Origin of the sequence: Vibrio panuliri (assembly GCF_009938205.1) — a bacterium.
Taxonomy (GTDB): domain Bacteria; phylum Pseudomonadota; class Gammaproteobacteria; order Enterobacterales; family Vibrionaceae; genus Vibrio; species Vibrio panuliri.
On record NZ_AP019654.1, the window covers coordinates 1,425,336 to 1,448,926 of the forward strand.

Genomic DNA, 23,591 nt, shown 5'->3' on the forward strand with positions numbered 1-23,591 from the left:
TCGTTTAGTAGCAAGTCATGGCTTCTACTTTCGCGATAGAAGTATTGTAGCGCTTAAGGGCACTATCAATTTTGGTTGGGTGACTTAGCAGATCAGCGAACGCAGAGCGAAGCTCATAGTTTTTGGGATGAGGCTTGGCTTGGCGATCGGCAAAGGTTTTCGCAGCAGCATGGCCTAGAGCGTCTGACCGTGAGGCTAACGTTTTTATCTCTTTCTGCTCCAATTGCAGCCATGCTTCCACCGGTTTTTCGGTGGCGACTTTGGACGGGTCGTTGTCTAGGTAGTATTTAACCGCTTCAGCGTTAAGATCGAAGTGGTTGCGACGACCATCTAAATACCATTGGCTGACTTCTTCCAATTGAGGGTATTGCTTCGCGGTGAGTTGAGCTAAATCTTCGTACCAGTGCATTGATGCTTCTACATAAGCATCGTATTTTGAAGCTAGGCAAGAGTTGTCTGCGGCAAATACCGCCGTCGAAGTCGCGCTGAGTAGCAACGCAAGCAACGTACGTTTCATGGGAACTTCCTAATTGTTATTTATTGTCGGCATAGTTTAAGAGAATTTTAAATTAATTCCCGCGATCTAACCCGCAAGTGAGACAAAGAACAACATAAGAACAGGCACTAACAGACTGAGAATAAAGCCACTTACTATTGCGACAGGCACACAACGCACACCACCAGTGGTTTGAATCACCGGCAAGGTGAAATCCATAGCAGTAGCGCCAGCATAGCCAATAGCCGTGCAAGGACGAGTTCGGATAACCAGAGGGATCAACACCAGGGCAACCAATTCGCGCAGTAGCTCAAGCATAAAGGAGGCGCCGCCATAGACGGGGCCGAATGCGTCACCCATCAATATGCCCGCTAACGAATACCAGCCAAATCCCGATGCCATGGCAAAACCTCGGTAAAGATCAATATCGAGAATCCATGCCGCGATAGCGCCACCAACCAGTGAGCTTACGATGACAAGTGCTGCAATGCACATCCCTTGCTTATTGATCAAGATCTGCTTGAGAGTCAAACCACTATTTCGTAGTTGAATGCCGATAAAAAACAGTAGGATAAAGAGAATCCACTCACTAGCAGTATCGACCCACGAGAGATCGAACGGTAGCATCAAACCAACCACTAAACCGCCTCCGACTACCAAAATCAGCTTCAGTGATTCCATTGCCATGGAGGAGAGGGGGAGTTGGGTATGTTTGGCATCGGTTTCTAAGGGAATCAACTTATCGACCAGTGGCAATACCGCAATGTTGCAGAGACCCAAACAGATAAAGAAAGTCGCCGTGTAGCTCAATATGGTTTGCAGGTTTTGACTTAAGTTATCAAGCGCGGCAAGGCTCAACCCCATCAACGCCAAAATGACGAACACTAAACGTGCCGTCATCGCATTGATTTGGTCGAGGAGCTTAGAATTAGAAACAGCAATTAAGTACCCCACGACGAGTGGAGCAAAGATAAACATCATCCCTGAAAACATACGATTTCCTAGCGGGTTATAGACCGCTCGCAGTGATTAATTCTTGTATTTTGGTATGGAAGTCACTATCGCTTAAATTGGTTAACTTGTACAGAATATCTGCGCCGGTGACATCGACCTCTACCACATGTTCGTCGATGTTTTCATCTTTACGGCGGAACATCAGTATGTGGTTAGCAATACGCGCAACATCCAGATAAGAGACATCGAAATCTAACTGTTGAGTATTCTCATTCATTGCAACATCGATAAAGTCACGGTCAAACCCCCATTTCTCGAGTACGAGACGGCTAGCAGCTGGACAAAGGGCGTTAAAAATTCGAAGCGCCAGCTCACTGTCGAGGTAATTGCCGTTCTCTAAATAGAGATAGTATTCGTGAACGATGCAAAACAAGCCAATATCAGCCAGTAGACCTGTCAGTAATGCTTTATCGGTAACGAGATGTAAGTACTCTGGGTCATTAGTTTGGCGAAATTCTTTGGTGACCATCACCATGGTGGCGGCAAGTTCTTTGGATGAGTACGCACTTTGACGCAGTACGTGGTTACACTCCATAGAAAGATTGACCGAGTTCTTGAGTTGCTCAATTGCTTGAGCGGTGACAATGTCACGTACGCGCACGATGCCCAATCGAGAAACGGCCGTCACCACTTCAGTGCATTGAATATTGCGTCGGTTAAAAATCACTGAGTTCGCCACACGAATCACCGCAGCGGTGAGGCCAGGATCTTCAACTAAGCAGTCCGCAACATCCATGACCGTGGTGCTGTCTGATACACAAAGTTTTTGAATCTTTGTGACCACTTCAGGGATTGGGGGTAAGGTGATTTTTCCAGATTCAATGGAGGATTCAAGGAATGCAGCAAACTCGCTCTGGATTCCTTTTTCTATTAAAGCTCGATTTTCCGGTAGCCAATAAAATGATAAATGAGTCATAGTAACGTTATTATGTGTTTTATGGGCAGAGTGTACCGTCTATATCACTTATCTAGCAATGGGGGGAATGTGCTAGCGGTGATATTTTAGTCAACAATTTAACTCACTTCGAAAAAGCGAAACTCGGGTCTCAAAAAAGAGCCATATTTTATTTTATGTGATACTAGTCCCATAAAATGCGTTTTTGAGGCTCATTGATGTGAAGTTTGACCTGACTTAATTCGTTTCGTTAACTATCATTTGAGCTATTAAATGCTGTCTAAATTAAAAATTTTACATAAAGACAGAATAAAAAAATTTTTCGCTTAATTTATGCTGCTATGTCTGGAGATCGCCAATAATCGGGGAAGATTAGAAGGATCAAAGGAAATGACAGAGCAATCGTTTATTCAATATGTTAGTAAATACGGTGACTTCCAAAAACGTTCAATGTTTGGAGGTACGGGTTTGTTCAAGGATGACGCAATGTTCGCCCTTTTGAGTAACGAACATGTGTTTATTCGTGGAGGAAATAACTTAGATGCAGACTTGTGTGCTTTAGGTTGTGAAAAATATCGCCATGTTAAGAAGCAAACTACGGCAACCGTGAACTACTATGACATTAGCCACTTGTTCAATTCTCGTGATGAGAAGCTGGATGTATTGGTTAAAAAGTCAATCGATTATTCTGTAACTCAACGAGAGTTCAAACGTTCATCTGCTAACCGTCGTTTGCGTGATCTACCAAACATGCAATTGACTCTTGAACGTATGGTTAAAAAGTCGGGCATCGATGATGTTGATGAGTTTATCGAACTAGGCGCGGCGCAGGTCTTTTCACGCGTTAAGCAAACGTACGGCAGTGATGTTGACGTTAAGCTGTTGTGGAAATTTGCTGGCGCGATTGACGGTGTGCATTGGAAACTAATCCAAGAACCACGTAAACGTCAGTTATTGGAGAGCTGTCAGTAACAGATAGCCTGATTTCCTGATGTGAACACTGAACTTCTGTAAAGCGAGTAGGGTAGCAGCGCTAGCCAATCGAATTTTAGAGCCGAGCAAATTGCTCGGCTTTGTGTTTTTGCTGCTTAGAAATAAGCAACTGAGTTAGCCACGTTTTCACAGCTCGTCGTTTGACCGAACCTCTACGGTATCACTACTTTTAAGTCCTCATTTATAAAGCCTATCACGCTGTCTATCCAACCTTGTCTTTGCACTTCGTAATGATTCATCGTTTTGGCGATGACTTTTTCTACCCATCTCTTACTGGACATTGTGGCGAAAATCTGGTCAATTAGGGTTGTTAATAGGAAGTTAACAAGGTCCTTTGGGATAAAGGGGAACGTCAGCTAGGAGCAAAATGTATGAGTATGGAAACTTGGGCGATTTATTTTGTCGCGATTTTGATTTTGACCGCCTCGCCAGGGCCAAGCTCTTTGTTATGTATGACAAAGGGGGTAACGCAGGGGTTTAAGGTAGGCTTGTATACCGCATTAGGAAGCCTGACCGCTATTACGATAATACTCACATTGTCCTTTACAGGATTAGGTTTAATCATTGCCTCGTCAGAGTGGGTATTCAACGTTATAAAGTATCTTGGCGCAGCGTATCTTATCTACCTAGGTGTGCGCGCAATTATGTCGAAAGAAGAGCAGTATCAACTGCAAGAGTCCCATTCTTCACAACGTCTTTCACCTTTTAAGCACTATGCCTCTGGTTTTATTGTTGGTAGCAGCAACCCGAAAGCCATTTTGTTTTTTACTGCATTGTTCCCTCAGTTTATTAACCCAGAACAATCGCTCGTTAGCCAGTATGTGATCTTCACTGCCACATTTATGGTGATGGAACTTGCATGGTTGGCAATTTATGCCTTTCTGGGCGCAAAATCATCCAGTTGGTTGTTGGCTAAAGGCCGGGCTAAGTTATTTAACCGCGTCAGTGGCGGCGTGTTCATTGGTGCTGGCACAGTTTTGTCTACCGCAACAAAAGCTTAAGTGACTCGCAATAGTTTGAAAGTAGGTCTGTTAAAGTGAAAATCTCTTTTCTCTTTGACGTGAGCTTTTAGATGCCATCAGGAAATATGACTGAAATGGCGATGAGTGGTTACTTGTTAATCCTGATCGCCATTATTATTTTTTACCCATTTGCTTTAGTCGCAGTGCAGATGATTTTTTATAGCGATGTATTTAAAAAGAAATATACTCGTTACCTAAATTGGTTGGTGTTGTGTCTGTTTGCTTTCAGTTTGGTGATGCATTTGCAAACGGAAGTCATTTACGGTGAAGAGTTATTGAACTGGTTGTCAGACCAATAAACTGCTTGCTCATCTGACTTTTGAAACGTCTGTCTCATCCAGTAATAAAAACAGTTAAATCTATTAAATTGCATTCATATTATAAATAAACTTTGTGGTTGTAAAATGTTCAAAGTATATAAATAACGCGGAATTTTCGTGCGTGATGTTTTGTTTGTAGCTAAAATTCGCGCTCTTACTATTCTGTCTTGCTACGAACATAATGAACTTATCACTAAAACAAAAACTAATTGGTGCTAGCCTATTGGCAGTGATGCTAATGGCAGGTGCTTTAACTTGGTTGTCTGCTGGACAACTTTATGAGCAAACTCGAAATGGAATGTATGCGCGTGCTGAAAGTATGGGGGCTACTGCAGCAACGGGTATTTCTGATTGGGTGACTGTGCGTGAGGATATCGCCACAGCCTTTAACCGTTACTCAGAGCAACCAGATGTTTTGCCATTTTTACAACAAGCACGTGTTGCTGGGGGTTTCGACGACATTTTCTTAGGTACGCCTGCTGGTGAGATGCTCCGCTCTCGCCCAGAACGTAACCGCGCAGATTACGATCCGCGTACTCGTCCTTGGTACAAGGATGCGTCTCGCGCTGGCAAGCAAATCATCACACCTGCGTATCAGGATGCGATTACTGGCTCTTTGCTGGTGACTATTGCTGAACCTGTGCACAACAATGGTCAGTTGATTGGTGTGGTTGGTGCTGACGTGTTGATTGATCAACTGATCAATGATGTGATTAGCCTTGATGCTGGTAAAAACGCACACGCGATGCTTATCGACATGCAAACCGGGACATTCTTAGCTCACCCAAATAAATCTCTTCTGCTTAAGCCTCTATCTTCACTGGCTCCTGAACTTAATATGGATTTAGTTGAGTCGTACGCGAAATCAGGCAGTATCAAAATTGTTGAGCGTGAAGGAAAAGAGAAGCTATTTTACTTCAAGCCAATCCCAGATAGTCATTGGATGTTTGCGATCGAAATGGATCGTGACACCGAAGAGGCTGCTTACACACAAATTCTGACCGAGCTATTTATTACAGCAGCAGTGATCACACTATTAGTTGGTGTTGCTGTGTTCTGGTTGGTGAGTTACCTATTCCGTGATCTACTGCGTGTCTCTCAAGCTCTTGAAGATATCGCTTCTGGTGATGCAGATTTAACTCAACGCCTTGTGCCACATAGCCAAGATGAAGTGGGTCGCCTAGCAACCAGTTTCAACACCTTTGTTGGTAATATGCACCAGATGGTGACGAAACTAAGCCATGTATCAGCCTCTCTGAGCGAGCAAGCGAAAACAACCGCTCAACAAGCAGAAGAACGCAGCACGCGTATTCGCACTCAGCAAGATGAAATCAACATGGTGGCGACGGCTGTGAACGAAATGGCAGCAGCCACGCAAGAAATTGCGGGTAATGCTGACAATACTGCGCAGCACTCATCGCAAGCTGTTGAAGTGTGTGGTCATGGCGGTCAGCAAGTGGTGCAGACTCAATCGTCAATCCAAAACTTGGCCCGTGAAGTGGAAGTAGCAACCCAAGTTATTCAAGAACTTGAAGAGCATGGTCACAGCATCAATACGATTTTGTCGACCATTCAGGGTATTGCAGAGCAAACGAACCTACTTGCGCTGAACGCGGCAATTGAAGCGGCTCGCGCGGGAGAACAAGGGCGTGGCTTTGCTGTGGTTGCTGATGAGGTGCGCGTACTAAGCCAACGCACTCATTCTTCAACGCAAGAAATCCAACAAATGATTGAGACGCTACGAGCAACGACGTCAAGAGCTGTGGGTATTATGAGTGATAGCCGCCAACTGGCTGATACTAGTGTGGTTGACTCTGACTCTGCGGCAATCAGCCTGACTCAAATTCAGTCAGCGGTTGAAGCGATCAGTGATATGGCGACGCAAATTGCCTCTGCAGCGGAAGAACAGGCATCAGTGACATCAGAGATCACGCGTAATACCATCGGTATTCGTGATGTATCACAAGATCTGGCAGATGAAGCGAATGAAGCGGCACAACAAGCTTCTCAGTTGTCTCAGCTTTCTTACGAACTAGAGAATGAAATCAATCGTTTTAAACTCTAGAACCTAAATGATGAATCCAGCCCAGACTTTAGTCTGGGCTTTTTTTTACCAGTAATCGGCGTGTGTTAATATATTTCCAATTTGGAAAATAGTGTTTTATCTAATTTCAATTGTGGACAAGAGTCTCTCACCATAAAATCCTTAAAAATTATAAGGAATACTCACATGTCACACACTCTAGATTCATTCCAACAGCGCGTTCGTGAAATCATCACGGATGTAAACCTAAACCCTAAACAGAAAAACCAGTTCCTCGCATCGACCGCAGAATCAAGCCAACCATATATGGCGGTTTCAATCGATGTCGAAAAGGCAATGGAAGAGGGCGTCTTGTGTGACATGTTTGAAGGTAACGCACCGTTCAAACCACGTTACGTACTGCCAGATTACGCAAAGTTCCTTAAGCAAGGCTCAAAGTACCTTGAGCTAGAGCCTGCGCAAGACTTTGATGATGCGCTAAACCTACTGACGATTCTTTACCACCACGTACCTTCTGTTACCAATATTCCAGTTTACCTAGGCCAACTGGATGACGTGCTGATGCCTTATGTGGGTGACCTCTCTGAGCAGCAAGTTTACGCCAAGTTAAAACGTTTTTGGATCATGCTGGATCGCACATTGCCAGATGCGTTTATGCATGTGAATATCGGCCCACAAGACAATATTATTTGCCGTACCATTTTGAAAGTGGATGCAGAGCTTAAGCAAATTGCACCTAACCTGACCTTTATGTACGACCCTGCAATCACTCCAGACAGTCTGTTACTACAAGCGACAACCAATATCTGTGAATGCAGCAAGCCACATATTGCTAACTACCCAGTACACGCACAAAGCTATGGTGACAAGAACTTTGGTATCGTTAGTTGCTACAACTCATTGCCTCTCGCGGGTGGTGCGAACACGCTTGTTCGTATGAACCTAAAAGAAGTGGCGAACAAAGCCCAAAATGCACAAGATTTTCTAGATAACGTATTACCACAATACAGTGCGATTATGATTGAGCTGATTGACGCTCGAAGCAGCTTCCTACATGAAGAGTCAAACTTCTTTAAAGGTTTCTTGACTGAGGAAGGCTTGATCAACGAATCACGTTTTGCACCTATGTTTGGTATTTTTGGTATGGCTGAAGCCGTTAATGTTTTGCTTGAAAAAGAGGGCAAACAAGCGCAATACGGCCACGCAGCAGAAGCGAATGAACTTGGTCACGCCCTTTCAGCGAAACTGGCAGAAATTGTAGAGAGCTCACCAGTGAAATATGGTCTAGAAGGTCGTTCTCTGTTGCACGCTCAAGGTGGTATTAATATCGATGAAACCACCACTCCGGGTGTGCGCATTCCTTACGGCTCTGAGCCAGACCCTGTGACTTATGTGCAAGCTACAGCCGCTCACCACAAGTATTACACATCAGGCATCAGCGATATTTTGACGATTGATGAGACCGTAAAATCAAACCCAGAAGCGATGTTTAACCTATGCAAAGGGGCACTAGCGATGGGGTACCGTGAGTTTACCGCTAACGTTGCTTCAAACGACTTGGTACGTGTTACGGGCTATATGGTGAAGTTGTCGGATATTGCTAAGTTTGCACAAGAAGGTTCACGTACAAACACGACATTCCTTGGTGCAGATGCGGCAAAATTCACCGGTATTATGGACCGTGCGCCGCGTGTTGTTAGCATGGAAATGCAACCAACATACAAGTAACAATGACCTTAGTTTCTCAAAAGCAGGCGATTGTTAACCGCATTTTGAATTTCTCATGTGTTGATGGACCAGGCAATCGTCTGGTCATTTTTCTTCAAGGCTGTAATTTCAAATGCATTAACTGCCATAACCCTTATACCATCAACCATTGTGATCACTGTGGAGATTGTGTGAGTGGGTGCCCGACTCATGCTTTAAGCTTCAATCAGCAGAATAAAGTGGTGTGGGATGAGAGTCTTTGTACCCAGTGTGACCAATGCTTAGATATTTGTCCAAGTCACTCAAGCCCTAAAGTGAAACACTGCAGTGTTGATGAGATGCTTGCTCTGATTCGCAAGCAGCATGTTTTCCTAAGTGGTATTACCGTTTCTGGTGGGGAAGCGACCTTGCAGTTACCGTTTATTGTGGAATTGTTTAAAGCGATCAAAGCGGATCAAGAGCTTTGCCACTTAACCTGTTTTATCGACAGTAATGGCTACTTAGCCGAGACAGGTTGGCAGCGTGTATTGCCTTACCTTGATGGGGCGATGATCGATCTAAAATCTTGGCAAAATGAGACTCATCAATGGCTGGTGGGACGAGACAATCACCGTGTGATTCAATCCATTCGTTTATTAGCCTCAGCAGGCAAGTTGCACGAGTTGAGACTTCTTCATATTCCGGGAAAAAGCGATTTAGACCAAGAGATTGAAGCTATCTCAACGTTGATTAACGAGTTACCCAATGAGGTTAAAATTCGTCTGAACGCTTTTCAACATCATGGCGTTGTTGGAGAAGCGCTCACTTGGCAGAAATGCTCCAAAGCGCAGATGGAAGTTTTTTATCAGAGCTTGCAGGCGAAAGTGTCTAACTCAATAATGTTACCAAGCGTTTATATCTAGCCATATCAAAATGCCGGAGTTCTTCGGCCATTAAATCAAAGTTAAGCTGCTCCGTAGTCGAGCAGCTTTTTTGTGCCTGAAAATTACCTCACCCCAAAGCCCAACCCAAAGGACATTAGTAAGAATTGAATTCTCTGTTTTGTCCGTATTGCGCTTGCTAACCTTATGAAATATATTCACTTTTTTAGGGGGTAGGTGTGCATTCGAGAACTCTATAAGTTCCAGATTCTCACTTTTATCCAGAGGTGATAGTCACAAAGTAAGGTTTGATGCAGTGCAATTTGTTGATTAACTTGGGTTTGTACGAGAAAATCGACCGAAGAAATAGTGAGGGCTGAAGTGCATTAGTGAGAATTCAGTCTAATACACTGTTAGTTCTTTCAAATAATAGTAGAATATATGAATATTGATAGTGACAAGATAGATAAGTTAATAATCAGCCAATATGTTGATTTGGAGAAAACCTCAGAACTTCATCAGTTATCTAAGTTGTTTAATCCAGGCTTTATCAAAGGGATGCTAAAAATAATTGGTGCTGGATTAGCAAATGAGCAATGTTATAAGCAAAGCCTTGATATATCATTATGTTGGATTGATAAACGGCCTTTGGCTGATTTTTCAAAGCAAAATATCAAGGATCATAATAACAATAAGATCACAAAGAAGGTTGAGGTGGCTGATGCTGCTTTTTATTTCTTCAATGAGAATGGTTACTACCAAAATGGGCAAGAAAAGATAGCTCATGAATCAAGCCTCGCATTACTTTTCCAAGCAAAAAGGTCCGTATCGGTAAAAGAACCAATAGTGCCAGTAGGGACATCAAAAGCAAAGAATAATAGTACAGCAAAGGAACTTGCTCTTCTTAGTTCTTGGCCGAAATTTGATTTATACAAAACTTCAGGGAATAAAAGCCCAATATATAGAGATATGGAAATAGATTGTCCCACTGGTGAAATTCCTCCATTCGGTTGGTTTGGTGTTTGTCCTCCAACTAAATCCGAGATTTGGAAGTCTAGATGGATGTGTGGGCCTTCAAAATTGGGAGAGAAATGTCAATATACCTTAGGTCAGTTGCTTGAAGCACTGTTAAAACGGACTACCCTGGGTACTGATAAAGTTGAGTCTGGTAAGGAGTTTAAGTTTGATCCTAAGTGGACCAGTGGACAAAAGCTTAATGGAGAATCTTACTGGGATGTATTGAACAATGAAATATTAGCTCAATGTAAAGAATCTAACTTACCAAAGAGTATCTTTACTACTAATAAAAAAAAGGTGTGTCTCTGCTAAAGAAGTCATTTTTCTAGATGAACATATGGGCCTAGCATTATTGACTAGTCCGAATGATTCTCTGTGTGATTGTAGCAGCCATAGCACAAAGATAGCTAAGCACATTACCGAGATAAAAATACCTGATAGTTTTTATGAGGCAGCTTTGCATGACAGGGCAATGCCAGTTGTAATATTCTCTATCAAGTCAATGGAAGGTCAGAACTAACAAGTAAATTCAAGTGACGCCTACGGCGCACCTGATTTAGGCGTTATGTGGCTGTTTTAGTTCATGTTTTCTAGCTTGGTTCAGTGTAAGGGTACTGAGTTCTACGTCTGTGCTTGTCACCTTTCAGTCCTCATGATTCTTGGTGTTTAATCACGCTGTTTCTTTGTGTTGGGATGTCCGTCGGCAAACCTAAATTTCCGTGCTCGCTGTGGTCAGCTTCAGTGAAAGTATCCTTTGCCATATTAGTGCAGCTGGTACGGGAACTTCCTCAAATGTCGCTTCATTGCCAAGTTCGTTAATCGAGTCAGTTCAACTTGGGCAGCTGTCCGATTTACTTCAGTGGCTGGGTTTAGTAATGTATTCCAAATCAACGCCTTGCCACCAAGCCTTTAGGTTCATCACACTGTCTCGCAACATAACAAATTGCTCAAGAATGACGGCTAACCTTTGGCATTTTTGGTTCGGTTGAGTTTAGTGATTACGGTGGCTTTGCTTAGGTTTTGTGGCAGTTAGCCGCATCTTAGCAAGGCGTTATGTGAACCCAATCAAGCGCCAAAGTTAGCGTCTTCTGGAATTGCATAGAATCTGGAGTTTTGTAGCTCTTCCATTGTTATTGCGCTTAATCCGACGTTTTCACGGTTTAAATTTACCCATTGTAGAAAGTTCATTTTTGGGACAGTCGCTACAAACCTTTTACGTAAAGCAGGACTAGTCACAGGTATAGTTAGCCCAACAGATTTGAATGCAGCTTTGATAATCTTAATATCACATCGGTACAACTCTCGGGAGTAATCTGCACCGGTACAGTTGAGATAGTTAAGTTGAACATTGTGGTTATATAACTGACGTGAAACTTCTACTTCTTGAGTGTGAGCGGTTATAGTCCCAACTTTACGTACAAAATGGTATTCCCAGTCTTTCACTTCTCCAATACCCGTAGTTTTCAATTGGGACAGTCGTGCTTTGGGGTTGCTAGTAATGCCAATCTTAAAAATATGCAGTGCTGGTGAGTAGGCGATATAGATATGGTCACAACGATATTTATTGTTCCTAAACGGAGTTTTAAGGGCTTCTTCCAAGCTATTTCTGTCCATTCAAATCACCGTACTATATATTTATGCAAAGGTTAGCATGGTGTGGGCGGAACAATATTGAGATTAGTCAAAAGCAAATGGTTGAAAGTACACATAACACATATGAGCCTTCTGCCTGTCAATAGGCAATAATATCCTGTTGGCTGCGTGAGCAGCCAATGCTCTTCGAACAACAAAGTTATCTACTTCGCTTTGTCATTTCGGTCATTAAGCATTGCTTACGACAAACACATATTGAGGATCTCTTATTGCGGTCTCGCCGCTGCCTATGATTTGTCATAGGGTCACTAGACACTTATCGGTTAACCCCAGCAGGCACTATTCAAAAAAATGGTTAAACAGTTGTTTTCCAGTTATCTTCAGGCTCAGCCGAGGTGTAAGCAACTTTGCTGTTCGTTGTTATGGGTGCGCACCAGTGAAGCGACTAATCAAAGCAAGCGGGCTTGGACTACCTGACACAACCGACCTTTTCGGGCTTAAATCCCAGTAAATTTGAGTCAGTGACGTGTTCTCACTCAGCACCAGTTAGACCTTCAGCTCACTTCACTGTGCGACTTATTGGGGTAAAAATCGTTTCTCATCAAACACTGTTTTGTCCCTCAACATGAAGTAGACACATCGTCCTAGTTTATGAGCCAACGCTGATAGTGCTTTGGCTTTGCTCATGCGTTTTTGCAAGCGTTGAATGTATTTCTTAGCGGGGTCATTACCGCGTAAATAGAGAACCGCCGCTTCCGAGAACGCCCATTTTAAGTAGGCGTTCCCAATCTTGTTGCCGTTCGTTCCTTTTTGTTTGCCCGCTGATTCGGCTTTGCATTTGACTAGCCGTGAGTAAGAAGCGAAGTTTTGCACCGACGGGAAGCGTTCAATATTGCCGATTTCATACAAGATGGTGAGGGCGAGAATGCGGCCAATACCAGGTACAGTCTGGATAAGGTTGTAATCTTGAGCACTGTGCTGCTTGGCTGTCTTTTCAATAAAGTGTTCGACGCTCGCCAATTCCTTGGTGTAAAAGGCGATGACATTTAAATCCATATCGATACTTCGATTGATTGAGGGCTCATCGAACTGATTGCGCACTTGTTTACGGGCACATGGGTAGCGCAGTTGAACGTTGTGGCTTTGCTGATTGTATTGGCTAAAGGTGTTGGCAACGTGGGCTTTGAGGTCAGCGCCATGGCGCATGATTTTGGTTCTTCGTCGCAGCAAATCTCGTGTTGCTCGCATCGCTTTAGGATACACATAAGCGATAGGGAAATTACCACCACGAAGGAGTGACGCTATTTTGAAAGAGTCGATTCGGTCGTTCTTTGTTTTACCACCGTGGATCGCTTTCATGTACAGTGCATGGCCGAGTACAAAGTCAAACGCATAATCAAGGCAAAGATCGCTGACCCAATACCAGCAGTGCATACATTCGACACCGATGACGATGTTATCTTGGTAAGGCGTAATTAACTCAAGTAGTGCGTCGGGATCGGCATCAATCTTCTTGTGCAGGACTTTATTGCCAAGTGAATCGAGAATACAGACGTAAAGTAAGCGAGCATGCAGATCAATGCCACAGTAATAGTTATGCTGGTTGTTATAGAATCTCATTGAGTCTTCTCCGTTTTGGGTTTCGTCGCCTTCCAGCTTAGTCGAGAGGCTAAGTTGGAGGAGAAGGCTCAATGAGTATCAAAGCGTTTAAGACGGATTCACAACGCTTGGCATTTTTGGTTTGAATCAGCTTTAGTGTTTACGGCACAATGGTTTAGGTTTAATGGTTGCGTTGTTCACCACTTAACGCGGCTACATGGATTCCCCCGGTTGTCAAACATCCGCTAAACTTCAAGTGATGGGTTTTGGACTGCCGCTCTACATTCGGTCTACTTATCGATGATTCGCATACATCGTGACCCTGATGACTTTGCGCGACTGCGGTGCCTTATTCGTTAGATGACATTCAATGTGTCCGCCGCATTAACAGGCTCTCCGCTCGTGGTCTTCACCTATCTCCATCCATTGCGTCTGCTATGACCCGGTGGGTAAAACGCTTACTCTGCTTGAGTTAACGAAAGCTTAAGCAGAGTAATTCTCATACTCCGTTTGGTTGTGTATCAATGACCAGATTATTCGAGCGTTTTTCGCCGCCAATGCGACCACCGCACGATTCATACCTCTTCGTTCTAAAACGCCTCGGCACCACTGGCTAAGCCTGTCTTGTTTATCACCTAAGTTGGCGATGACTGTTCGAGCACCATGGACAAGCAGTGTCCGCAGATACTTATCGCCATGCTTTGTGATGCGTCCTAACCTCGGTTTTCCGCCTGTTGAGTACTGTTTTGGAACCAAACCTAGCCAAGCAGAGAAATCACGGCTCTTATCAAATTGAGCCCCATTGCCGATGGAGGCGAGGATAGCAGTGGCGGTTTGAGGACCGATGCCTCTTACTTTCATTATTCTTTGGACGTTTGTGCTGACTTTAGCGAACGCATCGAAAGTGATTTCTGTGTTATCGATATTCTGGTTGAGAGACTTAAGGTGCTCGAATGCATCAGCTAGCGTTGCACGTGCTAAGTTAGGAAGCTCGTTCTCAGGGTTTCCAAGCATATCAGGTACTAGCCTCATTAACGAAGCGCGACCAACGGGGATGATTAGTCCGAATTCAGAAAGTAGTGCACGGATACGATTCATCAATGCGGTACGTTCACGCACCCAATGCTCTCTCATTCGATGAACCGATAAGATAGCTTGTTGCTCAGGGGATTTGACAGGAACAAAGCGAGTAGTGGGCCTTTGTACGGCTTCGCATATAGCGACCGCATCATTGAGGTCATTTTTTCCTTTGGTTCGATAAGGTGCGACGTACTTGACCGCCATAATACGAGCATCGTGACCGAATTTGCGTAATGTTCTCGCCCAATAATGTGCACCACCACACGCTTCGACACCTATTCGCATAGGTGGCATATTTGCTTTTGTAGTCAGTAATTTAGAGCGAGTGACTGATTTATGAAGTAGAACTTTGCCGTGCTGGTCAACAGCATGAATGCTGAAGTGGTTTTTAGCTAAATCAATCCCGCAAAAATAAGAATAATCAGACATGGTGCCTCCAGTGCAAATGTATACCACTTAAGTGTGGCAGTTCCTCGGGAGGGGGAATCCATGTCATTCGTTAGCTTCTTTGTGCGTAAAAATAGTAGATTAATCCTCTTTAAAATGTAAAATTCGCGCCACAAAAATTTGTAGTGTTTGAGGTGTTCCTATTAGTAACGGAGTTTCTAAAGACGTCGCAGCATTGAGTGCAGCGGCAACAGCAGCCAGTGTATCTGTTTTTGTAGCAACAGGTGCGTTTGGTGCTATGAGTGCAGCGATCGGTATCATTCTGCTAGCTTTGGTTTTTGCATTTGCGTTTGATTGCATAATTAAGCCTAAAGAACGATTGGCATATTCGTTTGTAGTTGGTTTGCTTTTGCTAATGACGTTCGCGCCAGTCTATGAGTTTTATGTGTTTTATAACTTGCACAGTTACTTAGACGCAGGTTTTTCTTGGTATGTGAAAGGTATTGATCAGTTGCAACAGTCGAGCACTGTAAGTTTTTGGTTATTTATCGCCTGGTTTGTTCTAGGCGTAACTAGTTATATCTTATTTAGTATTTATGTCCGTTTTGGCAAGAGAGTTTCAGAAGTGAACATTAGCAATAAAACTGAAAAAATTGGTATTTTACTAACAGTAATTTGGGGCATGTTGTTAGTTTCGTTGGTCGTTTTTAAGTGGGATGATCTTGTTAAAATGACTCTAAATGAATGCGGGGACTTTTTAGCGGGAGCTATGGCTCCCGTAGCCTTTTTATGGCTAATTGTTGGCTATTCCCTACAGCGATATGAATTGAGACAAAATACTGCCGCACTAGTAGAGCAATCGAAGTTTTTAGAGGCTTCAGCGAGAGCGGCGAAAGTGCAATCAACAATGTCCATCATTAAGCCGTAAAACGAAGCTAACACATATGAGCCTTCTGCCTGTCAATAGGCAATAATAGCCTGTTGGCTGCGCGAGCAGCCAATGCTCTTCGAACAACAAAGTTATCTACTTCGTTTTGTCATTTCGGTCATTAAGCATTGCTTACGACAAACACATATTGAGGATCTCTTATTGCGGTCTCGCCGCTGCCTATGATTTGTCATAGGGTCACTAGACACATATCGGTGCACTATTCAAAAAAATGGTTAAACGGTTTCTGGCCTTACCGAGCTATTTCGATCTAGCGTAATGTTCTTGCCTAATAATGTGCACCACCACACGCTTTGATACCTATTCGCATAGGTGGCATATTTGCTATTGTAGTCAGCAGTTTAGAGCGAGTGACTGATTTATGAAGTAAAACTTTGCCGTGCTGGTCAACAGCGTGAATGCTGAAGTGGTTTTTAGCTAAATCAATCTCGCAAAAATAAGAATAATCAGACATGGTGCCTCCGGTGCAAATGTATACCACTTAAGTGTGGCAGTTCTTTGGGAGGGGGAATCCATGTCATTCGTTAGAACTACTCAAGGAGATTTCGTGTACGACGCACATTCATTAAGTGGAATAATAGAAAGGATTGATTCTGATCTCCCTCGGCGCGTTGAGTATTTGAAGAAGGAACCCATTGTCACTGTGGGTTATATGACATCTTTAGATATGAATACTCCAATGCGATATCAAACTGTAAGAGTTCAAGAAGAGCGCAATTCAAAACTCGTTGGAATATTGCTAGCTCACCCAAGATCAGCAATATCTAAAAGTGAAATAGTTAGCCATCTGAACTACTTTCATCATCGCTCAGGCGAAGCCATTGATTTCTTTTGCGTTGGTTACGGTGCCTATTGGCCAGATAATCATTATCCTGATCAAGACTCAACGGCAAGAGTCGATGGGGTTGATTGGCTGTTTAGCGAAAAAGCATTTTCCGATGTAATTCAGGAGCTTGAATCCGAATCAAAGTGGCAATATAGCGGGGAAACAGAGCTGTTACTTATTTCCGCTAGGAAGGAGGAGGATGGAAATACCTCAATGGATTACTCTTCTGCAATTGTGTGTAACCTTGAAGCAATGCAGAAAGACCAAGCTTTCACTTCGGTACGTTCATTTTTTGAGGGTATATTCCGTTTCGCCAAAAAGAATAGCTGCTCGGATGAGACTTGGGGTCTTAGCGATCAGCAGGGCTTAAAGGTTGGGCAGTCCGCAATTAAAGACGCCGTGCTTTCGTTGCTTCCAAAAAACCTTAAAGATTCATACAAAAAGGCAGAGCATTATGCCGTGCGAAATATCGCGTAGCTGTTCTAACACATATGAGCCTTCTGCCTGTCAATAGGCAATAACATCCTGTTGGCTGCGGGAGCAGCCAATGCTCTTCGAACAACAAACTTATCTACTTCGCTTTGTCATCTCGGTCATTAAGCATTGCTTACGACAAACACATATAGAAGGTCTCTTATTGCGGTCTCTCCGCTGCCAACCATTATTGGTTGGGTCAGACTAGGCGCCCCCCTAACACTCATAGGTTAACCCCAGCAGGCACTATTTAAAAAAATGGTTAAACAGTTGTTTTCCAGTTATCTTCAGGCTCAGCCAAGGTGTAAGCAACTTTGCTGTTCGTTGTTATGGGTGCGCACCAGTGAAGCGGCTAATCAAAGCAAGCGGGCTTGGATTAAATCACATCGCTGGCCTTACTGAGCTATTTCGATCTAGCGTAATGTTCTTGCCCAATAATGCGCATCACCACACGTTTCGACACCTATCCGAATAGATAGAATAATTGCTATTGTAGTCAGCAGTTTAGAGCGAGTGACTGATTTATGAAGTAAAACTTTGCCGTGCTGGTCAACAACATGAATGCTGAAGTGGTTTTTAGCTAAATCAATCCCGCAAAAATAAGAGTAATCAGACATGGTGCCTCCGGTGCAAATGTGTACCACTTAAGTGAGGCAGTTCCTCGGGAGGGGAATCCATGTCATTCGTTATACCCTAGACTAGCATACCGAAAGTCTTTGTTCTGCTAGTTAGATAGAATGAAAATGTGTTATTATTCAAGACTATGTTATGCAAATATTAAGGAATTAACATGCCACCAGAGCAAGATTGGATTGAGTGGGTTTTTCGGGAATTGGTACTTACTTTGTACAGTTGGTTGTTGGGTTTATTTGCTTTATATTTGTTTGTCTATTTGTTAAGAAAGCAAGCAATGATACGAAAGTTGAAGGCGATTACTTCAATGTAAAACAAGGTGGATTCTTCAACAAGATAAAGTTGTTATCTAAAAAAAAGAATAAATAGTATATGTTTGATAAAACTCGAACTCAGGTGGACAACGACTTAATAAATGTTGATCAAGGAGGTATTGGAAATAAAACAGAAATAAATAAAAATATAACCTTGAATATCAACTCTCCACTTACTAATCCAGAGGTTGCAAAAGCTCTCCTAGAACAACTTATGAGTGCAACATCTGCTGATAAATATATAACATTTATTTGTGCTCCATGTGATGATGAATCAACAGATAAATCCAAAGAAATATATTTAAAACTAACTTCAGAATTAAATAGGAAAAATATAGATTTTGTAGTTGGAGGTGGAAAAGAGTTCATTGAAACCGATGGCCCATACCCTCACTTAAATGAATCAAATATGCTACAGCATGAGAAATGTAATGCTATTATCGTAATAGCTGATGATCATTCCACTTTTTCTCAATTGTCACTCTTGGCACAAGTTAAATTTAACTCTAATTTATCATCTCTAGAAATGTATGCAATATGTCAGGATGAAGTAATTGAACGACAAGCATTTATCAGGACGGGGCCAGTTGATTTTTTTAAAGAGCGAACTAAAGGTTTATTGGTTAATTTTAGTGAATGTGATGACAAAAAAATCGAAGATCTAGTTGAAAGTATTTCTACGCATAAAGTTTTTTGGAAAGCACAGAGAAGAAGTTGAATTATGGCTAATTTGGTAAATCTTAAAACATATCTGTGGGCATTAGGGACAATTCAACCGGCGTCAGCTAATGAAGCGCATCAATTTATTAAACTTATGACTAATGTTACCTCAGATGTTTACTCTGAGTCAGATCTCGATGATGCAATAAAAAGATCATTATCACTAGGTTATATAGAAAATGTATCCAAGAAAAATGAACTTTATATCTTAACTGCGAAGGGTGGTGAATTTTTAGGCAAAAATTTAAGGTTATTACGTGATAAAAATCGGTTGTTCTTGCTTAAATCTATTAGGAGTGCTACTTTTCAATCTAAGGATTCTCCTGAACAGGATGTGGCTGGTGTATCACCACCCAAAGTGTTTAGGTCAAGTTTAAAAGCAGCTCCGTGGCCAGAAAACTCTCTGTCCCCAGGGGCCCTCCCCCAAACCCAGAGAGTTTTCTGGCCACGGGTCTCAGAGCAATTACAGATTGGTTCTATCTCAGGGGAATCCTTACCTTCAATCAAGTTGAATTTCTACTCAAAGAACAAACTATCAGATATAAATGATAATACGACAGCAATTGATGCTTTATCTGAATCGATTGGTATAAGTCCCAGATTGCTGAGCAGTTTTATAAAAGCTCCTTCAAGTCATTATCGAACTTTTTCACTTCAAAAAAAATCCAGCAGTGGAACTCGTATAATTAATTCCCCGCGAGCTTTTATAAAAACTGTTCAATATTGGCTCCATGATTATTTTTTATTTCGTTTGAAATTGCATGATTGTTGTTTTTCATTTAGACAGAAAGTGTCTATTAAAGATAATGCAAAAGTTCATTTAAATAGTAATTTTATACTTTGCTTAGATATAGAGTCATTTTTTGACAATATAACGACGGAGAATGTCTACTCATGTCTAGTTAGAAATAAAATAGACGAGAATATTGCCTCTGTAATTGCAGGAATTACCACTTTAGATAATTCTTTGCCGCAAGGCGCTCCAACTAGTCCTATAATTTCCAATGCTTACCTTTATGATTTTGACCAATCCATGTTGGAACTTTGTGCTAAAAATAAGATGACCTATAGCAGATATGCTGACGATTTAACATTTGGTTCCAACGATTATATGTCATTGAAAGATTTAATTCCCACGATAGCAGAAAGTTTACGGAGTTATAGGTTAAGAATTAACAAAAAGAAAACTAGGATCATTAGTTCTAATAATTCTCAGGTAATCACAGGTGTATCGATTAACAATGGTGTATTAAGGCCAAGTAGAAAACTGAGAAAAGAAATTCGTGTGGCTTTTTATCAAGCAAAAACAAATAAAAATGTTGATGCTTTACCAAAGCTCTACGGATACATTAATTATCTTAAAAGCTTTGAAGATGGCGATACTGATTATAACCTTGAACTATATCAAGGCACGATCGACGAATTAAAGGGTATAACAAAGCAATCAAGGTGATGCTTAATACTTGGCAGTTTTGGTATGGAGTTCGGTGTGTTTTTCTGGTTCAGTGGGGCACACCTTATTGCAGGCGTTAAGTTTATTTGGAGATTATTGTGGAAAAGTGGTTAAACTTCTATAGACCGTACTATGAATCTGAGGAGGAATTGGTAACTTTCGTCGAGCGTTGTGAGTCACTTACTTTAGATGATGATAACCATCGAGCAAAAATAATGATGCATCAGGGGCAGCGGCTTACCAACATTTCCAGCTTAATGGAGGAAGTTGCGGCAGGTAAAGATCCTCTAAAATTGCTTTTCTTATTAGTTGCGGCTGAAAATATCTCAAAACTGCATTTATCGAAGAGTGAAGACGGTTATTCGAAGTTTCATGTTAAGCGATTTTTCCAAACTTTTTGTAGCAATCAAAGCAAAAACGCTCTGGTCGACAAAATCGAAGTTATTAAAAAGCCTCGTGACTTAAACACTGTAGTAGATGCACTATATGCAATCCGCTGCGATGTCGTTCACGAAGGGCATTATTGGGGCTTTGATTTTGCAACTAACACCCACCCATCAATATTATCTTCGAAAGATGGCTCACAAATCCTCAGAGTTCGCATGACATTCGATGAGTTTCAATCAATTGTAGTCAAAGGTATCATATCTGCAGTTAAAGATGTTCTTTGAAATCATAAACTTAACACATATGAGCCTTCTACCTGTCAATAGGCAATAACATCCTGTTGGCTGCGCGAGCAGCCAATGCTCTTCGAACAACAAAGTTATCTACTTCGCTTTGTCATTTCGGTCATTAAGCATTGCTTACGACAAACACATATTGAGGCTCTCTCACTGCGGTCTCTCCGCTGCCAACCACTATTGGTTGGGCCAACTAAGCGTCCCCTTAGCATTTAGCGGTTAACCCCAGTTGGCACTATTCAGAAAAATGGTCAAACGGTTTCTGGCCTTACTGAGCTATTTCGATCTAACGTAATGTTCTTGCCCAATAATGCGCATCACCACACGTTTCGACACCTATCCGAATAGATAGAATAATTGCTATTGTAGTCAGCAGTTTAGAGCGAGTGACTGATTTATGAAGTAAAACTTTGCCGTGCTGGTCAACAGCATGAATGCTGAAGTGGTTTTTAGCTAAATCAATCCCGCAAAAATAAGAGTAATCAGACATGGTGCCTCCGGTGCCAATGTGTACCACTTAAGTGTGGCAGTTCCTCGGGAGGGGGAATCCATGTCATTCGTTATGTGAAAGGAGGTAAAAATGGATGAAGCACGAGTGTTAAAATCCGGTGAAGTTGTCACGGCTGAAGATTTGTATTTCATGGAAAATATTGAGAGAACGGATTTTTGCTGTGATGAGTGTGAGGTACCGTTGGTTCCTTGCTCATACATAAAAGACTTCAACTTACGAAAACCTTACTTTAAAACGTTTCCTGATCGGAACCATAAATCATGGTGTGAAACTGAGAATGCATCAAAAATAAGGAAAAGAGGACTGCGTTCTAGGTTAGCTTCTGAAGAAGGTTTTCCATTGGTATATCCCAACCGCTTTAAGTTAAGGAAAGAAAGTGCTTCAGAAGCATCGGGCACTACCAGCAAGCCTGGAGTTCAAAATGCAAAACTTGGGACAAGGAACTCGAGTGAGTTTCCAGATCACAATCGTAAAACAAACTATCAGACGAGCTCGTTCAAAAGTATTGTAAATGAGTACTTTGACTTTCCCCACGATAGAGATAGGGAGTTATTTTTTGAAGGGGTTGGTGCGGATACATATGCTACTGTTTTTCGACGAATTGAAAATACTCTAGGGAATCAGCATTTCCGCTTACAGGGCGAGGAAACCAAAGTTTACTATTCTACATTGTCGTGGAAATTGGCAGAAGTCGTTGATGATATTTTGAGGATCGAGCTTTCCCGAGGTAAGTGGGTTGATAAGAAAAATGAACGGCCGTACTACGTTGAGATCGATATGTCAGATTGGCCAAAGCAAAGTAAAACCAAGTTCATTAATCGTTATAATGTTGTAATTGAAATTGTACGTGGTACGAAGAAAAAAGCTTTAATAGCATTTTTGGGAGAGCAGGACATTGAAGATGATTACTTTAGGTTTTTTGCCCAACACCGTCTGCTAATTGATTTTAAATTATTCCACGATGCGTGATTTCACATCAAGTAGTTCAAGCGGGATGTCAAACTGTGCGCTGTTTCGCTTCGCTCAAGTGTAGCGCACTACTAGTTTGCCACCCCTTAACTTAGCGTTAGGTATTTACATATGGAGTAGTAAAATAGGTGGAAAGATTTCCTGGATTATTGTTTTATGGAGGAGGGGCAATTGCAATCCACGCAGATTGGCCAAACTATCCTGTAGGGGAGGGGTACGAATATGCGCTGCAAGCGCTGGGTTCATACCCTAAAGAAAGCATGTTCTTTGAAGTAAGTGACATTGATAGGTGCTTGCTATTAATGAATAAGTGCCCAAAGAAACAAACCAACCCGTTTGACCCTTCACATCATCATTGTGCTATTTGGCACATTGACTTGATCGATTTACTAGATAGGGGGGTTATCTCTGGTGTAAAGAAGCTCACAGAATATCAATTTCTTATGAAAGAATTTGAATCAGTCAAAAGCAAACTGGCAGGAAACTATTCTCTGGATCACGACGGCAATCTGATACTTAACACATCTCCAAAGTATACTTATTTTAAACCTGACATTGACGACGAGTTTGAAGGTACTCATACTTGCGCATCCGTTGAGGGAGCTCTATCTATAACAGAGGCTGGTTGGCAGGCACTGGAAAGACTATTGTCAGGCCAAAACCTACACGTTGATATCGAGTTAGCCACATGCGATTTTATAGTAATCGGGCGGTATGATACAGCGATACGTGAAGCAGCGCTTCTCTTGGAATCAAACATCAAGGCTTCCGTTAATGGGAAATTATTTGGACAGCAATTAATTGAGTTACATATTAAACAAATAGTTTCATGCAATCAGGGTTTTAAGTCATCTTCTATAAAGGCATATAGACACGAGTTAAGAACAGTGTTTAGTTTTGTTCGTAATGATTTTATGCATAACTTTAAAGAAATCAGCAAAACTGAATGCTTGGCAGTTCTTTCAAGAATTAGCCGTGTTTATACAGAGTTTAAGGAAGTAACAGCTGCGTATAGTGCCCCAAATACCTAAC

At 42.1% G+C, this 23,591-nt stretch carries 20 protein-coding genes and 3 pseudogenes; 14 read left to right on the plus strand and 9 right to left on the minus strand.

The genetic code is table 11. The annotated features are described in order from the left end of the window. Positions 1-4: 4 nt before the first annotated feature. From GZK95_RS06465 to GZK95_RS06475, 3 genes are all read right to left on the minus strand, one after another. Positions 5-517, minus strand: a complete 513-nt coding sequence (locus tag GZK95_RS06465) for a hypothetical protein (RefSeq protein ID WP_075716518.1) — start codon at positions 515-517, stop codon at positions 5-7. A gap of 66 nt (positions 518-583) precedes the next feature. Further along, positions 584-1,489 carry a lysine exporter LysO family protein gene (locus GZK95_RS06470; RefSeq protein WP_075716517.1) on the minus strand — a complete coding sequence of 302 codons (906 nt, stop codon included), beginning with the start codon at positions 1,487-1,489 and terminating at the stop codon, positions 584-586. Positions 1,490-1,505: 16 nt separating this feature from the next. Further along, positions 1,506-2,426 carry an HDOD domain-containing protein gene (locus tag GZK95_RS06475; protein WP_075716516.1) on the minus strand — a complete coding sequence of 307 codons (921 nt, stop codon included), beginning with the start codon at positions 2,424-2,426 and terminating at the stop codon, positions 1,506-1,508. 369 nt (positions 2,427-2,795) lie between these two features. Between GZK95_RS06475 and GZK95_RS06480 the strand changes: the two genes are divergently transcribed. From GZK95_RS06480 to GZK95_RS06510, 7 genes are all read left to right on the plus strand, one after another. Next, complete coding sequence (locus tag GZK95_RS06480) at positions 2,796-3,377, plus strand: TfoX/Sxy family DNA transformation protein (RefSeq protein ID WP_075716515.1); 582 nt, start codon at positions 2,796-2,798, stop codon at positions 3,375-3,377. 392 nt (positions 3,378-3,769) lie between these two features. Continuing rightward, a complete protein-coding gene (locus tag GZK95_RS06485) occupies positions 3,770-4,399 on the plus strand; it encodes a LysE family translocator (protein WP_075716514.1) in 630 nt (209 codons plus the stop codon). A 71-nt stretch (positions 4,400-4,470) separates the two neighbouring features. Beyond that, positions 4,471-4,719: a hypothetical protein gene (locus GZK95_RS06490; RefSeq protein WP_318630703.1), complete on the plus strand. Its 249-nt coding sequence runs from the start codon at positions 4,471-4,473 to the stop codon at positions 4,717-4,719. 202 nt (positions 4,720-4,921) lie between these two features. After that, on the plus strand, positions 4,922-6,805 hold the full coding sequence (locus tag GZK95_RS06495) for a methyl-accepting chemotaxis protein (RefSeq protein ID WP_075709435.1): 1,884 nt from the start codon (positions 4,922-4,924) through the stop codon (positions 6,803-6,805). 165 nt (positions 6,806-6,970) lie between these two features. Continuing rightward, on the plus strand, positions 6,971-8,512 hold the full coding sequence (locus GZK95_RS06500; RefSeq protein WP_075716513.1) for a YjjI family glycine radical enzyme: 1,542 nt from the start codon (positions 6,971-6,973) through the stop codon (positions 8,510-8,512). Positions 8,513-8,514: 2 nt separating this feature from the next. Further along, positions 8,515-9,393: a YjjW family glycine radical enzyme activase gene (locus tag GZK95_RS06505; RefSeq protein ID WP_075716512.1), complete on the plus strand. Its 879-nt coding sequence runs from the start codon at positions 8,515-8,517 to the stop codon at positions 9,391-9,393. Between the two features lie 399 nt (positions 9,394-9,792). Beyond that, positions 9,793-10,680 carry a hypothetical protein gene (locus tag GZK95_RS06510; RefSeq protein ID WP_161987199.1) on the plus strand — a complete coding sequence of 296 codons (888 nt, stop codon included), beginning with the start codon at positions 9,793-9,795 and terminating at the stop codon, positions 10,678-10,680. 753 nt (positions 10,681-11,433) lie between these two features. Here GZK95_RS06510 and GZK95_RS06515 read toward each other — a convergent pair. From GZK95_RS06515 to GZK95_RS06525, 3 genes are all read right to left on the minus strand, one after another. Further along, positions 11,434-11,982, minus strand: a complete 549-nt coding sequence (locus tag GZK95_RS06515) for a GIY-YIG nuclease family protein (protein WP_075716510.1) — start codon at positions 11,980-11,982, stop codon at positions 11,434-11,436. 555 nt (positions 11,983-12,537) lie between these two features. Beyond that, a complete protein-coding gene (locus GZK95_RS06520; protein ID WP_161987200.1) occupies positions 12,538-13,581 on the minus strand; it encodes an IS110 family RNA-guided transposase in 1,044 nt (347 codons plus the stop codon). Positions 13,582-14,043: 462 nt separating this feature from the next. Further along, positions 14,044-15,069, minus strand: a complete 1,026-nt coding sequence (locus GZK95_RS06525) for an IS110 family RNA-guided transposase (RefSeq protein WP_151148857.1) — start codon at positions 15,067-15,069, stop codon at positions 14,044-14,046. A 193-nt stretch (positions 15,070-15,262) separates the two neighbouring features. On the opposite strand from GZK95_RS06525, the gene GZK95_RS22195 reads away from it, so the two are divergent. Then, complete coding sequence (locus GZK95_RS22195; protein ID WP_197740172.1) at positions 15,263-15,955, plus strand: LTA synthase family protein; 693 nt, start codon at positions 15,263-15,265, stop codon at positions 15,953-15,955. A 292-nt stretch (positions 15,956-16,247) separates the two neighbouring features. Here the strand turns inward: GZK95_RS22195 and GZK95_RS06535 are convergent. After that, positions 16,248-16,430: pseudogene (locus tag GZK95_RS06535) on the minus strand (IS110 family transposase); the annotation flags it as partial. 93 nt (positions 16,431-16,523) lie between these two features. Between GZK95_RS06535 and GZK95_RS06540 the strand changes: the two are divergent. Then, a complete protein-coding gene (locus GZK95_RS06540) occupies positions 16,524-17,279 on the plus strand; it encodes a hypothetical protein (protein WP_139315033.1) in 756 nt (251 codons plus the stop codon). 416 nt (positions 17,280-17,695) lie between these two features. On the opposite strand, the pseudogene GZK95_RS06545 reads toward GZK95_RS06540, so the two are convergent. Next, positions 17,696-17,893 (minus strand): annotated as a pseudogene (locus GZK95_RS06545) (IS110 family transposase); the annotation flags it as partial. Between the two features lie 388 nt (positions 17,894-18,281). Here GZK95_RS06545 and GZK95_RS06550 point away from each other — a divergent pair. From GZK95_RS06550 to GZK95_RS06560, 3 genes are all read left to right on the plus strand, one after another. Then, positions 18,282-18,941 carry a hypothetical protein gene (locus tag GZK95_RS06550; RefSeq protein WP_075714101.1) on the plus strand — a complete coding sequence of 220 codons (660 nt, stop codon included), beginning with the start codon at positions 18,282-18,284 and terminating at the stop codon, positions 18,939-18,941. Between the two features lie 3 nt (positions 18,942-18,944). Beyond that, complete coding sequence (locus GZK95_RS06555; protein WP_161987201.1) at positions 18,945-20,396, plus strand: retron St85 family RNA-directed DNA polymerase; 1,452 nt, start codon at positions 18,945-18,947, stop codon at positions 20,394-20,396. A 98-nt stretch (positions 20,397-20,494) separates the two neighbouring features. After that, positions 20,495-21,067 carry a HEPN domain-containing protein gene (locus GZK95_RS06560; protein WP_151148856.1) on the plus strand — a complete coding sequence of 191 codons (573 nt, stop codon included), beginning with the start codon at positions 20,495-20,497 and terminating at the stop codon, positions 21,065-21,067. A 304-nt stretch (positions 21,068-21,371) separates the two neighbouring features. Here GZK95_RS06560 and GZK95_RS06565 read toward each other — a convergent pair. Continuing rightward, positions 21,372-21,569: pseudogene (locus tag GZK95_RS06565) on the minus strand (IS110 family transposase); the annotation flags it as partial. Positions 21,570-21,659: 90 nt separating this feature from the next. Here GZK95_RS06565 and GZK95_RS06570 point away from each other — a divergent pair. Both GZK95_RS06570 and GZK95_RS06575 read left to right on the plus strand, forming a co-directional pair. Continuing rightward, the gene (locus GZK95_RS06570; RefSeq protein ID WP_075713758.1) at positions 21,660-22,559 is read left to right on the plus strand and encodes a hypothetical protein; all 900 of its coding nucleotides are present in this window, start codon (positions 21,660-21,662) and stop codon (positions 22,557-22,559) included. Between the two features lie 128 nt (positions 22,560-22,687). Then, positions 22,688-23,590: a hypothetical protein gene (locus GZK95_RS06575; protein WP_075713756.1), complete on the plus strand. Its 903-nt coding sequence runs from the start codon at positions 22,688-22,690 to the stop codon at positions 23,588-23,590. The last annotated feature ends 1 nt before the right edge of the window (position 23,591 follow it).